The 15,652-nt window shown below is 31.9% G+C and carries 14 protein-coding genes; 9 read left to right on the top strand and 5 right to left on the bottom strand.

Annotation, left to right across the window (positions count from 1 at the left end; all coding sequences use genetic code 11):
• Together N4A42_RS10280 and argS are read right to left on the bottom strand one after the other, a co-directional pair.
• Positions 1-924 (bottom strand): carboxypeptidase-like regulatory domain-containing protein (locus tag N4A42_RS10280; RefSeq protein WP_294073616.1); only part of this gene is annotated, 924 nt, incomplete at its 3' end.
• A gap of 183 nt (positions 925-1,107) precedes the next feature.
• A complete protein-coding gene (gene argS, locus N4A42_RS10275) occupies positions 1,108-2,880 on the bottom strand; it encodes an arginine--tRNA ligase (protein WP_294073614.1) in 1,773 nt (590 codons plus the stop codon).
• 139 nt (positions 2,881-3,019) lie between these two features.
• Here argS and N4A42_RS10270 point away from each other — a divergent pair, with 139 nt between their 5' ends.
• The 3 genes from N4A42_RS10270 (at position 3,020) to N4A42_RS10260 (ending at position 7,305) form a co-directional block, all read left to right on the top strand.
• Positions 3,020-4,144 (top strand): glycosyl hydrolase 53 family protein, encoded by a 1,125-nt coding sequence (locus tag N4A42_RS10270; protein ID WP_294073612.1) that lies wholly within the window; start codon positions 3,020-3,022, stop codon positions 4,142-4,144.
• A 330-nt stretch (positions 4,145-4,474) separates the two neighbouring features.
• Positions 4,475-6,544, top strand: a complete 2,070-nt coding sequence (locus tag N4A42_RS10265; protein ID WP_294073609.1) for a tetratricopeptide repeat-containing sensor histidine kinase — start codon at positions 4,475-4,477, stop codon at positions 6,542-6,544.
• A gap of 131 nt (positions 6,545-6,675) precedes the next feature.
• The gene (locus N4A42_RS10260; protein ID WP_294073607.1) at positions 6,676-7,305 is read left to right on the top strand and encodes a chromophore lyase CpcT/CpeT; all 630 of its coding nucleotides are present in this window, start codon (positions 6,676-6,678) and stop codon (positions 7,303-7,305) included.
• A 91-nt stretch (positions 7,306-7,396) separates the two neighbouring features.
• Here N4A42_RS10260 and ctlX read toward each other — a convergent pair whose 3' ends face one another.
• Complete coding sequence (ctlX, locus tag N4A42_RS10255) at positions 7,397-8,329, bottom strand: citrulline utilization hydrolase CtlX (RefSeq protein ID WP_294073605.1); 933 nt, start codon at positions 8,327-8,329, stop codon at positions 7,397-7,399.
• A 113-nt stretch (positions 8,330-8,442) separates the two neighbouring features.
• On the opposite strand from ctlX, the gene N4A42_RS10250 reads away from it, so the two are divergent.
• Both N4A42_RS10250 and N4A42_RS10245 read left to right on the top strand, forming a co-directional pair.
• On the top strand, positions 8,443-10,197 hold the full coding sequence (locus tag N4A42_RS10250) for a M14 family metallopeptidase (protein ID WP_294073603.1): 1,755 nt from the start codon (positions 8,443-8,445) through the stop codon (positions 10,195-10,197).
• 11 nt (positions 10,198-10,208) lie between these two features.
• Positions 10,209-10,571, top strand: coding sequence for a hypothetical protein (locus N4A42_RS10245; protein WP_294073601.1), 363 nt, complete (start codon positions 10,209-10,211; stop codon positions 10,569-10,571).
• Between the two features lie 19 nt (positions 10,572-10,590).
• On the opposite strand, the gene N4A42_RS10240 is transcribed toward N4A42_RS10245, so the two are convergent.
• Entirely contained in the window at positions 10,591-11,172 is a 582-nt protein-coding gene (locus N4A42_RS10240; RefSeq protein ID WP_294073599.1) for an NUDIX domain-containing protein, read from the bottom strand.
• A gap of 120 nt (positions 11,173-11,292) precedes the next feature.
• On the opposite strand from N4A42_RS10240, the gene pyrE reads away from it, so the two are divergent.
• Complete coding sequence (gene pyrE, locus N4A42_RS10235; RefSeq protein ID WP_294073597.1) at positions 11,293-11,937, top strand: orotate phosphoribosyltransferase; 645 nt, start codon at positions 11,293-11,295, stop codon at positions 11,935-11,937.
• Between the two features lie 113 nt (positions 11,938-12,050).
• Positions 12,051-12,446, top strand: a complete 396-nt coding sequence (locus N4A42_RS10230; protein WP_294073595.1) for an SRPBCC family protein — start codon at positions 12,051-12,053, stop codon at positions 12,444-12,446.
• Here the strand turns inward: N4A42_RS10230 and N4A42_RS10225 are convergent.
• Positions 12,443-13,174 (bottom strand): biotin--[acetyl-CoA-carboxylase] ligase, encoded by a 732-nt coding sequence (locus N4A42_RS10225; protein ID WP_294073593.1) that lies wholly within the window; start codon positions 13,172-13,174, stop codon positions 12,443-12,445. The genes N4A42_RS10230 and N4A42_RS10225 overlap by 4 nt on opposite strands.
• 92 nt (positions 13,175-13,266) lie before the next feature.
• Here N4A42_RS10225 and rsfS point away from each other — a divergent pair, with 92 nt between their 5' ends.
• Both rsfS and ftsH read left to right on the top strand, forming a co-directional pair.
• A complete protein-coding gene (rsfS, locus tag N4A42_RS10220) occupies positions 13,267-13,638 on the top strand; it encodes a ribosome silencing factor (protein WP_294073591.1) in 372 nt (123 codons plus the stop codon).
• Positions 13,639-13,673: 35 nt separating this feature from the next.
• The gene (ftsH, locus tag N4A42_RS10215; protein ID WP_294073589.1) at positions 13,674-15,617 is read left to right on the top strand and encodes an ATP-dependent zinc metalloprotease FtsH; all 1,944 of its coding nucleotides are present in this window, start codon (positions 13,674-13,676) and stop codon (positions 15,615-15,617) included.
• Positions 15,618-15,652: the final 35 nt, after the last annotated feature.

Below are 15,652 nucleotides of genomic sequence, written 5' to 3'. Positions count from 1 at the left end.
TTCTAAAGGATATACTACAATACTACTTGGCTTCTTTTTTACCAAAAGATTTTTACTCTTATTTTTATTACTAAGATCTAAAGCATAATCTGCACTAACCAAGGCTAAAGTCTCAACATCTATATACAACTTTCCATTATAACTATAATTTAATGCGTTATTCTTTGGTGTAAAATTAACCACATAAACATTTCTGCTATTCACTTTTGAAGGAGCATCAAACGAATAATTATAGCTATTAATAGTTTCATCATTAAAAATATACTCAGGATATTTCATTATATCTAAGTATATGGTTGAAAACGGACCACCTTGAAGCTTAACAGAAACCGTATCTAAACGCTTGTAATCAGTACTCTTTCTAGCTTTATTTAAGATGATTGCATCTACAACCGAAGACTTATTAGGATACTTTAAAATATTTACAACTGCTTCTGTCAACGATACATTTCTTTGACGACGTTTAATGGTTTCTCTATAAAAAGCAGTCATGTAAACTGATTCGTTCTGATGATTTTTGTTTTCAAATACGCTTCTAATTAGATTTTCAGCATTTTTAAACGCAGATATATTAACTTCAGACAGTTCAGTCACTACCTTGTAGAGCTTAATCTTATTGCCTTCATTAGATAGTTCAGACAAAGGCATAACTCTGGTATTATAACCTAACATACTTACTATTACTTTAGAATCTAAGTTCTCACTAGAAACTTTAAGAACAAATTCTCCTTCAGAATTAGTTATAGTGCTAATATTGGTTTCATTAATATTAAGGCTTACAGCTTCTAATGCCTTATTAGATTGTCCGTCAACTACCTTACCACTAAACTCTTTAAAGCTCTCTTGTGCGTTTAAGGTAAAAGTCACCAACAAAATTGCGAAAAAAGTGTTGGCTATAGTTTTAAAAAATATTGATGTTTTCATGGCATAATTATTTAACTAATAACCTACCTTACAAGATACTGAAAAACAAGTAAAAGATTACATATCAAAATGTTAAAATAGCACAAGGAAGATATAAGACCGCTTAACTAAATATTAGGAACAGACAGATAATGTGTCTAATTTCTAATACCCAATAGTGCAACGGTCTATTTTATATAAGGATTACATACGCTCTGGCACACCTATACCTAAAAGGGTAAACGCATTTTTAATGGTTTGCCCAACAGTTTTAGAGAGTTGTACTCTAAAGGCTTTTTCTTCTTCTTTATCTGCTCCAAGAATAGAAACATTTTGATAGAATGAATTAAAATCCTTAACCAAATCGTAAGTATAGTTAGCAATTAAAGCTGGACTGTGATTTTCGGCAGCGTTTTGAATTACTTCTGGGAATTGTTCTAATTGCTTAAGAAGCTCCCTTTCTTTATCGTGCAACTCAAGTCCATTTGATTCATTTCCTTTTACATCAGCTTTTCTCAATATAGACTGAATTCTAGCATAAGTATATTGAATAAATGGCCCTGTATTACCTTGAAAATCTATAGATTCTTTTGGATCGAATAAAATTCGTTTCTTAGGATCTACTTTTAAGATGTAATACTTTAATGCTCCTAAACCAATAACTTTGTAAAGTGCTTTTTTATCTTCTTCTGAGTAATCATCTAATTTCCCTAACTCTTTAGAAATATCTTCAGCAGTACTTGCCATTTCTAGTATAAGATCATCTGCATCTACAACAGTGCCTTCTCTACTCTTCATTTTTCCGCTTGGTAAATCTACCATGCCATAACTTAAATGATATAAGTTTTCTGCCCAATCAAAACCTAATTTCTTTAAGATTAAGAACAACACTTTAAAATGATAATCTTGCTCATTACCTACTGTATAAACCATACCACCAACATCTGGATAATCCTTAATACGTTGTATAGCAGTACCAATATCTTGGGTCATATAAACCGCAGTCCCATCTGCTCTTAAAACTATTTTTTCATCAAGACCATCTTCGGTTAAATCACACCAAACCGATCCATCGTCTTTCTTAAAAAACACTCCTGTTTTTAGTCCTTCTGCAATAAATTCTTTACCCAATAAATAGGTTTGACTTTCATAATAGTATTCATCAAAATCTACACCAATAGCTTTATAGGTTTCCTCAAAACCATCGTACACCCAACCATTCATTTTTTCCCAAAGCACAACAATGTCTTTATCACCAGCTTCCCATTGACGTAGCATTTCTTGGGCTTCTAAAAGAATAGGTGCATTCTTTTTGGCATCATCTTCAGACTGTCCTTTTGCTACTAAATCAGAGATTTCTTTTTTGTAAGCCTTATCAAACTCCACATAATAATTCCCAACGAGTTTATCTCCTTTTAAACCTGTAGATTCCGGAGTTTCACCATTGCCAAAACGTTGCCAAGCCAACATACTTTTACAAATATGAATCCCTCTATCGTTTATGATTTGTGTTTTATAAACCTTTTTACCAGATGCTTTTAAAATCTCTGCAACAGAGTATCCTAAAAGCACATTTCTCACATGCCCTAAATGCAAAGGTTTGTTAGTATTTGGTGAAGAATACTCAACCATTACAGCCTTATCGTCCTTTAGCTCTGTAAAACCATAATTGTCTTTATTTTTTATGTTATTAAAGAAATCTAAATAATAAGAATCATCAATTTCTATATTTAAAAAGCCTTTTACAACATTGAAGCCTTTTATCAAGCCTACATTATCTTGTAAGTACTGACCGATTTGCTCACCAATAACTACAGGATTCCCTTTCACAACACGCAACATCGGAAAAACAACAACAGTAATATCTCCAGCAAACTCCTTGCGAGTTGCTTGAAATTCTACAGATTCTATTTCAGATTGAAACAAGGCTTTTACAGCCGCTTTTACATGTAATTCTAATGTGTTTTGTAGCTTCATTTTCTACTTAGGATTTAGCATTTTAAACGTTTGCAAAAGTACGTGATTTTTTTTAGACAAAATTTAGTTTTACAAAGAAGAAATAAAGGCTTTTTTCGTTTTAATTATGATTAAATTTGAATAAGAGATTTACGATTTTATGAAGTATAGAAAATTATATGTTTTTGCAATTTTAATACTGAGTCTTTCCTGTTCTAAGAACGACGATTCAAATGATGGAAATAATCCTAAGCCTTTTTATAAAGGTATGGATTTATCATTTCAAAGTGAACTGGAAGATTATAATATAGACTACAAGGATGCTAATGGTAATTCTATTGAATTATTAGATTTTGTAAAATCTAAAGGTACCAACCTAGTAAGGCTAAAACTTTGGCACACTCCTCAAGACGGACAAAATAGTTTAAACGATGTAAAAACTTATGCTCAAAAAATTAAAGCTAAAGGCATGAGTTTCTTGCTTAACTTTCATTATAGTGATTATTGGGCAGATCCTAGTACGCAAACTCCACCTGCAGCATGGCAAAACATGACTTCTGAACAGATTAAAATTGCTATATATAATTACACCAAAGATGTTGTACAACAATTAAAAGCACAAAACACATTACCAGATATTATTCAAATTGGCAATGAAACTGACAGTGGTTTTCTTTGGAATCACGGAAGAGTTTGGGACAACTTTAATAACAATTGGAATAACTATACCGATTTAGTTTCCGAAGCCATTAGAGCTGTGAGAGACGTTGATACAGATAATAATATTCGTGTTATGTTACATCACTCTAATGTAGAAAATGCTATATTCTTTTTTAATGAACTACAACCTTACAATATTGATTTTGATATTATTGGCCTGTCTTATTACCCACAGTTTCATACTAAAAATTTAAGTTTATTCACTTCAAAATTAAATGAATTAGCCAACACCTTTAATAAAGACATTTTAATGGTAGAAGTTGCTTATCCCTTTACATTACAATGGAACGATAACCAAACCAATCTCATTGGTAGCCTAGACCAAACTTTAGTAGAATTTTCGCCAACACCTCAAGGACAAAGAGCATATTTAGAATGGCTGACAGAAACTGTACAAAATATTCCTAATAATCATGGTATTGGTTTTTGCTATTGGGCACCAGATTGGGTTGCTTTTAATGGCAACAGCGCTACGTCTACAAATGGTTCTTCCTGGGAAAATCAATGTCTTTTTGATTTTGAACTAAAAGCATTACCAGCAATAGAAACTTTCAACAATAATTAACTAATTATTAGCTATTTACGATTTCCATGCATTTCATCGACAAAATGGTAGTTTTCCTAAGATTTTTGCCGTTAATCGATATCGCTTTTTTTTCAACCAATTTCATCTGTCGCTTTATCTAATTTATTAGCATTAAATCCTAATTATTAGTGTATTTGAGCACATTATGTCATTTTTGGTAGGCTATTAACAATGTCCCAAACATTAAATGAGGCTTTATAATCGAACATTAACCACGTTGTTATTGTTTAGTGTTGACTTACTTTTGACATCCCTCTATAAAAGTTACATACACCAAAACATTGTACTTCGTCTATCAAACACAAAAAGATGAAGCAGTTTTTGATATTAGCTGTTTGTCTTATAACTTTCATTGGTTTTTCTCAAAATGAAAGAATAGACGACCTTACGGTAAAATTAGCCTACCAAGAAGCTGATTCTACTAAAGTGGATTTATCGCTAATGCTCATTAACGAACTTTATGCTATTAAAGATTATAAAAAAGCTTTACGTTATGTTAACCAAACTGCAAAACTTTCTCAGGAATTAAAATATACCAAAGGCCTTGCTGAAAGCACTTATTACAGAGCCTTAATTTATGCAGAACGTAACGACTACTACAATGCTATAGACAATTACGATAAGTCTAGAAAATACTACCTACAAATAAGTGACACTTTGGGTGTTGCCAAAGTAAGTAATAGTATTGGACTTATTGAAATTAAACGTGGTAACTATAATATTGGTCTTCAAAATTCATTATCAGCTATTGAGATTTTTGAAAACCAAAACCTATACGACGAATTAAGTACTGCCTATAGCAATCTTGCAGAAGCTTATTTTAGAACTAACCAGATAGATAAAGCCATTGATTTTAATTTTAAAGCTTTAGATATAAATCAAAAAATAAATGAAAGAGATGGTATTATTTCATCTACCAAAAATATAGCAGAACTGTATGCTTTAAGAAAAGAGCATCGTAAGGCTATTGAGTACTACGAGAAAGTTTTAAAAATGCTAAATCCTACTAAGGACAAAAACTTACGTGGAGAAATACTACCTAGACTTGGTAGCCAGTATTTAGAATTTAAAGAATATGATAAAGCTGCTTCTTATTTAGTAGAAGGATTAAAATACAACAGAAAGCAAAAAAATCAAGAAGGTGTTTTACTTGCACTAAATGCAATTGGTAATTTAAACCTTCAGAAACGAAAAGTTAAGCTAGCAGAAATTCAACTTAATGAAGCTTACGGTATTGCTAAAAAAATTGATAATAAACCTGCGCTTTTAGAAAATTACAAACTTCATATTGCATTAGACTCTACACGTGGTTATTTTCAGAATGCATTTTTCTGGCAAAATAAATACTATGATCTTAAAGAAGAATTACTAAAAGTAGACCAACCAGAATTTCCTTCTGAAATAGAACCTATTAACCTCAATGATTCTAATCCTATTGAAGAAGAAATGAATAATTTTGAGGAAGAAGGTAAAGAAGAAGACACTACTCAAGCCAAAAAAACATGGTTAAATAATCCTTTGGTTGTTTATGGCGCACTAGCTAGTTCTTTAATTCTACTCACATTATTGCTATTAAACTATTTAAAAAGTAATTCATACAGAAAAAATTTAGTAAAACAAAAAGAGAAACTAGAACAAGAAAAAATTAGAAACGAAGCTATACTAGAGCAAACTCATCATCTCGAAGAAGTTAACCAAGTAAAAGATAAGCTTTTCTCTATAGTGTCTCACGATTTAAAAGATTCTATTTCGTCAATAAAAGCATTTATAGATTTACTGAAAGAAGACAGTATTTCTAAGGAAGAGTTTAGAGCGCTTATTCCAGAATTAAGTGAAAACGCTAACAATGCATCTTCGCTTTTATTCAACTTATTAAACTGGTCTAAGTCGCAAATGCAAAACTTAGAACCAAACCCTGAGTTATTTAATATTCAGGAAGTATTCCATACAAAAATGAACTTGGTAGAACAAAAAGTTGAAGACAAACGCATTGTTCTTATTGATGAGTCTCAGCGCGATTTTATTTATGCCGATCGTAGTATGGTAGAAATAGTTATTCAGAATTTAATCACTAATGCTGTTAAGTTTAGTAAAACAGGTGATGTTATTACAGTATCTAACCAAGATGTAAACGGTAAATCTCTTATCTGTGTAGAAGATACTGGTGTTGGTATTTCTAGAGAAAACATTGATAAGCTTTTTAATGCCAATAAAAACTTCACTACAGTTGGTACTAAAAACGAAAAAGGCACTGGTCTTGGGCTTACAATTGCTAAAGATTTAGTAGAGCTAAATGGTGGGAAAATTTGGGTAGAAAGCACGCTAAATGTTGGTAGTAAATTCTTTATAGAACTTCCAAAAGCAGCACCTCAAGCATAGTCAATCATTGATATTCAATTAAAAAAAGGGATTTACAATCTCTTGTATAAGAATTTCTATTCTCTAACAGCTAGTTGGTCTCTAATCTTTTTACTAATTTATCTATATTTAGGTTCTAAAAACTAAAACAGATGAAACGTTTACTTCCTTTTTTTATAGTACTAGTTACTTTTTTAAGCTGCAAAAACGAAAAACAACCCGAGGTAATTAAAGAAGATACTGAACTCAAAGAATTATTGGCATTAATGCAAGGATCTTTTAATTCTGAATTACAATCTGAAATAAATTCTACCTACTATAATATTTCACTACATATGTATCCTATTTGGGAAGATAAAGGCAATTTTATTTACGTTGAACAAGCCTTAAACAGCATGCAAAACAAGCCATATCGCCAACGTATTTATGAAGTAAAACGATTATCGGATAGTACTTTTAGTTCTGCGATATACAAACTAGATGTAGATTCGCTTTGGATTGGCAAATGGAAAACACCAAAGGCATTTGATGCTATTGCATTAAAAGATATTGCGCTTAAAGAAGGTTGTGAAGTTATCTTAAAACGTATTTCTGAAAAACACTACATGGGAAAAACAGGTGACACCACTTGTGTAAGCACAATGCGCGGAGCTTCTTTTGCTAGAAGTGAAGTTGAAATCTTAGAAGATAAAGTTATTTCTTGGGATAGAGGATTTGATGCTGAAGGCAACTATGTTTGGGGAGCAGAAAAAGGACCTTATATTTTTAATAAACTAGATTAGTTTATACAAAGTAAAAAGTGTAAAGTCATCAGTAGAATATCACTGAATTAAATGACTTTGCACTTTTCACTTATTACTTTGCACTCTAATACTAAGCCTTAGGCAAAAACACCTCAGCCATCATACAACGTGCGCTTCCGCCACCACAGGTTTCTATAGTTTCTAAAGAGCTTGAAAGTATTGGACAGTACTTTTCTATTTTATCTATTTGCTCTTGAGACAAACTTTTGTGAGCTGCAGCACTCATAACTAAATAGCGCTGATTGTTATGCCCACGCAACTGTAACATATTACCAGCAAATTGATGCATCTGAGCTTCTGAAATAGAAATAACTTCTTTTCCATCTTCCTTTAATTGCTTTATAACATGTTTACGCTCTTTTTTATCATCAATAGTGTCTAAACAAATCACTGCAAATTTCTCTGCCAAACACATCATAACATTGGTATGATAGATAGCCATACGCTTTCCATCTACAGTTTGGTTCGCAGTAAAAATCACAGGAGTAAACTCAAAATCTTCACAAAATTCTATAAATAATTCCTCATCTGCTCTTGGTGATAAAGCACAATAGGCTTTACGATTAACACGATCTAGAATGATGCTTCCTGTACCTTCTAAAAAAACACCTTCGTCCTCAGCAGAAGTATAATCTACAATATTTTCAATTTTAAAACCTTCAGTTTCTAGCCTAATAAAAACATCTTCTCGTCGCTCCTTTCGTCTATTTTCAGCAAACATAGGATACGTTGCAATATCACCATTAGCATGAAAACTCACCCAATTATTAGGAAAAATAGAATCTGGTGTATCCATTAATTTATTATCATCCTCAACAATAACATTAATACCAACAGCTCTTAATTTTTCTACAAAAGCATCAAATTCTTCTTGTGCTTTTGTATTAATCTCAGCATTTTTTAAATCAATCTCTTCCTGAAAATAATTATTTACAGCAGTCTGCTCATTCATCCTAAAATTTACAGGACGAATCATTAAAATAGTATCTGTTGTTTGTTGCATGATTTAACTTTTTTGAAAGTGTTGCAAAATTAGTCTTTTTTATAATCTGAAATTTACAATGCGAAAAAAATTATGATATAAAATATGTAAGTTTGACATACAATCTTACAATAATGAAAAAACTTCTAATCCTTCTATTAATACTCACCTCTTGCTCAGACAATAACAATCAAAAGAAGAATGATTCAGAATACACAGACTTTACTACTATTTTTGAAAAAAGCAATGGACAAGAAACATCAACCTACGAAGAAACCATTCAATATTATACAAATTTGGCGGAGCGCTATCGAGAAATTTCAATCAAAGAAATAGGAGAAACAGATTCCGGTAAACCACTACATATAGTAACATTAAGCACAGATAACTCTGGCGACGATTTTGAAGCATTGAGATCTAACAACAGAATAATACTTATAAATAACGGTATTCATCCTGGTGAGTCTGATGGTATTGATGCCACTATGCTATTATACAGAGATCTTGTGCAAGGCAAGATTAAAACACCAAAGCAAACTGTTTTGGTCACTATTCCGATATATAATGTTGGCGGAAGCTTAAACAGAAATTCTAACACACGCACCAACCAAAACGGACCTAAGGAATATGGTTTTAGAGGTAATGCTCGTAATTATGATTTAAACAGAGATTTTATAAAATGTGACACTAAAAACGCTAAAACGTTTGCAAAGATTTTTCATCTTGTACAACCAGATGTTTTTATAGACAACCATGTAAGTAATGGTGCAGACTACCAATACACATTAACACATTTATTTACCCAACACAATAAATTAGGAGGTAAACTTGGTGATTATTTACACAATCAAATAATGCCTCAACTAGAACAAAAGCTAGCTGACAAATCGTGGGATATTACACCATATGTTAATGTCTTTAATCGCACACCAGATTCTGGTTTTTCTCAGTTTATGGATTCACCTCGTTACTCAACGGGTTACACTACTTTGTTTAATACTTTGGGTATGATGGTAGAAACACACATGCTAAAACCGTATAAACAACGCGTTGAAGGCACTTATGAAGTAATGAAAAGTATGATAGAAATTACTGAAGAACAAGGTGATAAAATTTCAGCTCTTAGACATGAGCAAACTAAAACATGGCAGTCTGGCGATAATTATGCTATAACTTGGACTATTGATACCACAAAATCGTCTACTTTACAATTTAAAGGCTATGAAGGCGAGATGATAAAAAGTGATTTAACAGGTGCGCAACGCCTAAAGTACGATAGAAATAAACCATTTACAAAAGCAATAGAATACCAAAACTACTTTGTACCTACAGCAGAAGTTACCATACCTAAAGCTTATATTATTCCACATGGTTGGTACAATGTTATTGATTTATTAAAGCTGAACAATGTAGAATTAACGCAACTTAAAAAAGATACTACATTAACTGTAGAATCTTATAAAATTAAGGATTACCAAACCAGAACCTCTGCTTACGAAGGTCATTATCCGCATTATAATACAAAAGTAAAATTAACCGAAGAAAAGTTAACTTTTAGACAAGGAGATTATATAATAAATACAGACCAAAGTGCTATTCGTTATTTAATAGAAACCTTAGAACCAATAGCATCAGATTCTTTTTTTAACTGGAATTTCTTTGATACCATTTTACAGCAAAAAGAAGGCTTTTCCCCTTACGTTTGGGAAGACAGAGCAAAATTACTTTTAAAGACTAATCCCAAATTACAAATTGAATATAACATTAAAGTGAGTTACGACGAAGAGTTTGCTAATAACTGGTATGCTCAACTCGATTGGATACATAAAAAGAGTAAACACTATGAAAAATCACATTTGCAGTATCCTGTTTATCGCTTAAATCAATAATCTAACTTATAATGAAGGAAACAATTGGAATTTATGAAGATGGCAAAATTATAGAATTATATGCTGGAATTCATAATATTAAAATAATAGGCAGCTGGTTAGTTTCGTTAAATCTTTTTAGAGTTTATTTAAAAGAAGTCAATGGAGATAGATTAATTTATTGGAAGAAAAGAATGTTTCGCCCAAATGATTATGTAAATGGAAGAAAAGCTAAGATAGTAGCTGATATTGATATTGACAAAGGTGGATTATTCTCTATACACTTTGAAAATGCTTCTCATGTAAAAGCAACTTATATGGGAAGATTTGGTTTAGGTCTATTGTCTAGAAAAAAAATTCTTAATAAAGATATAAAAATTGTAATTGGAGAATAATTTTTTAAAAAGTAAATAACTAAACCAAAATTCTAATATTAGCATAGCTATTTTCTAAAGCTTTTTGAGAGGCTTTATCATCTAACCATTTTACTTCGGTAATACCTTCATTTTCTTGCGGAAAAAGTTGCCCTTCAAAATTGGTTTTCATTTCAAACCAATATGTAATTTTAATTTTATGCTTACCATTACGCTTAAAGATATGATAGGTCGTAGGTAGCGCTTTAGTTATTTTTAAACCTTCAACACCTGTCTCCTCCTCCACTTCTCTTATTGCTGTTTCTTCAATAGATTCTTTATGTTCTATCTTACCCTTTGGTAGATCCCATTTATTATTTCTATAAATAAAAAGCACTTCACTTTTAGCATTATAAGCCTTGCCTCCACCAGCAATAACATTAGGCAGTAATTTTAAAAATAATTTTAAAAGCTTTTCTGGTTTTGCATGCACTAAATGTACACCTTGTAAATCTGTAGTATTAAGCTTTTTTATAACCTTACCAATATTAACGGTCTTAAGCAAGTACGTTTTAAAATACGTTTCTTTTTCAACTTTGGTTGTCAAAATAATAGGCTTGTCTCCAACGTAAATGGTATACATAGATTTGGTAAGTTATAACTTTATAATTGTAAAAGTATTATTTTTTATAAGAACTATTTAAAATTGAAAATTAAATTGAGATTAAATTTTTAAGCCTATAAAAATCATTAATTTTGCAACATGATTTTTAACAAAGAAACCGCAAAAAAAACCGCAGAAGTTTTATTACAAATTAATGCAATAAAACTACAACCCAAAGACCCTTTCACTTGGGCTTCTGGATGGAAATCACCAATTTACTGCGACAACAGAATCGTTCTTTCTTACCCTCTTATAAGAAATTACATTAGAGAAACCATGGCAAGACATATTGAAAACCACTATGGCAAACCAGATGTTATTGCTGGTGTTGCTACAGGAGCAATTGGTATCGGAGCCTTAGTTGCAGAATACCTTAATCTTCCGTTTGTATATGTAAGACCTGAGGCTAAAAAACATGGACGCCAAAACCAAGTAGAAGGCCACATAGAAAAAGGACAAACTGTCGTTGTAGTAGAAGACTTAATAAGCACTGGTAAAAGTAGCCTTAACGCTGTTGCTGCACTAAAAGAAGCAGAAGTTAATGTAAAAGGAATGGTTGCTATTTTCTCTTATGGTTTTGATGTAGCTGTTAAGAATTTTAACGATGCAAATATTGAATTACACACACTTGGCAATTACGAAAATCTTTTAGACCAAGCTTTAGATACTAATTATATTACAAAAGCAGAACAAGACATTTTAGCACAATGGAATGCCAACCCTAGCGAATGGAACGCTAATTGATATGCATGATGAGGATTCGTTTAGTCGTGTATTTGTTTATTTGACTATACAATATAGCTTTAATATAACCTCTAAACGAATTAAACAACTAAACGAATAAACATTTTTTAAACATGAATTTAGAATCACCAAAAGTAACTTTAGATAAATCTGCAGAAGAGGCGTTTAATTTTTTGTCAGACGTTAAAAATTTTGAAAGCTTAATGCCAGAAAACATTAGCAAGTTTGAAGTTTTAGAAGACGATAAGTTCCTATTTGCATTAAAAGGCATGCCAGAAATAGTGCTAAAGAAAAAAGAGACTGTACCACATAATAAAATTGTTTTAGGTGCTGCTGGAGGAAAATTAGACTTCGCTCTCATTGGAAATATTACTGAAGTAGAAGCAAACAAAAGTGAAGTTCAACTAGCATTTAACGGAGAGTTTAATGCTATGATGGCAATGATGATTAAAGGTCCTATTAGTAAATTTATAGAGACTTTGGTTACTAATATGAAAACTGCTGTTTAGTAAAGCAAGGTTATTTCCTTTAAATCAAAGGTTTTAACAATGTCATTTTCTGTCCAGACTTTAAGTTTACCATTATCTTCAACTCCCTTAATAATACCAGAAAACGTTTCGTTGCTAGTATTTTTAAAAGTTGAAGGTTTGTCTTTTCTAAAAAGATGAGCTTCGTATTGAGCTTTTAACTCTTTGTAGTTTTTAGATTCTAATAACTTAAAATAGTATTGTAACTCGGTTAAAATTTTAGACAACACTTCATCTTTATTATACAAATTACCTGTTAATAAAGTTAACGAAGATGCCTGAGGTAAATTATTAAAATGCTTCTGATTTACATTTAACCCAAAACCAATAACGGATCCTTGAAATTGATTGTGTTTAATTACATTTTCAATTAAAATACCACATATTTTTTTATTGGCTGACAAAATGTCGTTTGGCCATTTTATACGCAATTGCGGAATTTGCAAACTAATAAGAGCTTTACAAACAGCTAACGAAACAGCCATACTAATATAAAACTGGCGTTCTATATTAAAACCTTTAAGCGCTTTAAACACACTAGCTGTAAGGTTTTTACCTTGTTCAGATTGCCAATTTGTACCCATTTGTCCACGTCCTTCAGTTTGTTGCTCTGCAACAACAACTGTAAAGTCCTTAGGCAAAGTTACCGAAGTCATTGCCTTTAAATAAGTATTAGTGGAGTCAATGGCATTAAGTTTGATTATATACATATTAACAACAAGCTTTTTATAGTTTTCTTATGACAATTAAGGCTTACAAGAACTAAAAAAATAATAACTTTGCATAAATTTAAATCAATTTAATGACGAAAGAAAAAACCAACGCTGATCTTCTCATTACTACAATTATTGCTGGAATAGAAGAAGTTAAAGGAAAAGAAATTACAATATTAGATTTAAGAGAAATAGAAAACACCGTTTGCGATTATTTTATAATTTGTGAAGGTACTTCTAACACACAGGTTAACGCAATCGTCAACTCCATCCAAAAACAAGTTAGCAAAACAACCAAAGACAAACCTTGGCACATAGAAGGTACTGATAATGCAGAGTGGGTGTTAATGGATTATGTTAATGTTGTTGTGCATGTTTTCCAAAAGCATATTAGAGAATATTACGATATTGAAAGCCTTTGGGGAGACGCTAAGATGACACAAATAGAAACAGGTTACTAAACTTTTAAAAAGATTACCGCTTTGACGGCAACGATATGGCAAAAGACAATAAAAATTTAAATAAAAAACCTAAAGTAAATCCATATTGGATATATGGAATAATAATCGCAATATTTATATCTATCCAATTATTCTCTGGTGGATTAGGTGGTTCTACAGGCAAGCCTACAACGCCATCTCAATTTTTGGAGTATTTAGATAATGGAGATGTTGCTAGAGTAGAAATTGTAAATAAACGAGAAGCTAGAGTTTACCTTACCAAAGAAGCACAACAGCTTGAAAAACACAAAAACTCAAAGCCTAAAACTATTTTACCATCGGTAACTCCAATCCCGAATTATAAATTCGAATTTGGAGATCTTCAAAATTTCGAAAAAGATATTAGACAAAGTATTGAAGAAAACAACCTAAGTACCGAAGTAGAATATGAAACCGAACAGAATGTTTGGGGTGATTTCTTACTCACTTTACTTCCTTTTATTTTAATCATAGGAGTTTGGATTTTTATAATGCGTCGTATGTCTTCAGGAGGTGGAGGCGGAGCTGGCGGACAGATTTTTAACATAGGAAAATCTAAAGCCAAGTTATTCGATGAAAAGTCAGATACTAAAACCTCTTTTAAAGATGTTGCAGGTTTAGAAGGTGCTAAAGAAGAAGTACAAGAAATTGTAGATTTCTTAAAGTTCCCAGAAAAATATACCTCTTTAGGAGGAAAAATACCAAAAGGAGCATTATTAGTAGGACCTCCAGGTACAGGTAAAACTTTATTAGCAAAAGCTGTAGCTGGTGAAGCCAAAGTGCCATTCTTTTCCTTATCTGGTTCAGATTTTGTTGAAATGTTTGTTGGTGTTGGTGCATCTCGTGTTAGAGATTTATTTAAACAAGCTAAAGAAAAATCGCCTTCAATAATATTTATTGATGAAATTGATGCTATTGGTAGAGCAAGAGGAAAAAATAATTTTTCAGGTTCTAATGACGAACGCGAAAACACCTTAAATCAGTTATTAACTGAAATGGATGGCTTTGGTACTAATACCAATGTTATTGTTTTAGCTGCTACCAACAGAGCCGATGTTTTAGACAGTGCTTTAATGCGTGCCGGTCGTTTTGACAGGCAGATTTATGTAGATCTTCCAGATGTAAGAGAGCGTAAAGAAATTTTCGAGGTACACCTTCGTCCGCTGAAAAAAGAAGAATCTTTAGACGTAGATTTCTTAGCAAAACAAACACCAGGTTTTTCTGGTGCAGATATCGCTAACGTATGTAACGAAGCGGCTTTAATTGCTGCAAGAAAAGGAAAAAAAGCGGTTAACAAACAAGATTTCTTAGATGCAGTAGATAGAATTATTGGCGGTTTAGAAAAGAAAAACAAAATCATTACACCAGAAGAAAAACGTGCCGTTGCTTTTCACGAAGCTGGTCATGCTACTGTAAGCTGGATGTTAGAACATGCTGCACCATTAGTGAAAGTTACTATTGTACCTAGAGGACGTTCTCTTGGAGCTGCATGGTACTTACCAGAAGAGCGCCTTATCGTTAGACCAGAGCAAATGCTAGACGAAATGTGTGCGGCACTAGGAGGTAGAGCTGCAGAACAGGTTATCTTCGGAAAAATTTCTACTGGTGCTTTAAGTGACTTAGAAAAAGTGACCAAACAAGCTAGAGCTATGGTTACTATTTATGGACTTAGTGATAAAGTAGGAAATTTAACATATTACGATTCTTCAGGTCAATCAGAATATGGATTTACAAAACCATATAGTGAACAAACCGCTGAATTAATAGATAAAGAAATTTCTGATATTATTGAAAAACAATACGATCGTGCTGTAAAACTTCTTGAAGAACAAAAAGATAAACTTACAGAACTTGCCGAAGTATTATTAGATAAAGAAGTGATTTTCAAGGATAACCTCGAAAAAATATTTGGAAAACGCGCTTTCGATAAAGAGGAAGTCATCTCTGAAGAAGAAGAATAGCAAGCATTACAATCATATAAAAAACTTAAATTGGC

Origin of the sequence: Winogradskyella sp. (assembly GCF_025210595.1) — a bacterium.
Classification (GTDB): domain Bacteria; phylum Bacteroidota; class Bacteroidia; order Flavobacteriales; family Flavobacteriaceae; genus Winogradskyella.
This window is presented reverse-complemented; position numbering and strand designations above follow the sequence as displayed.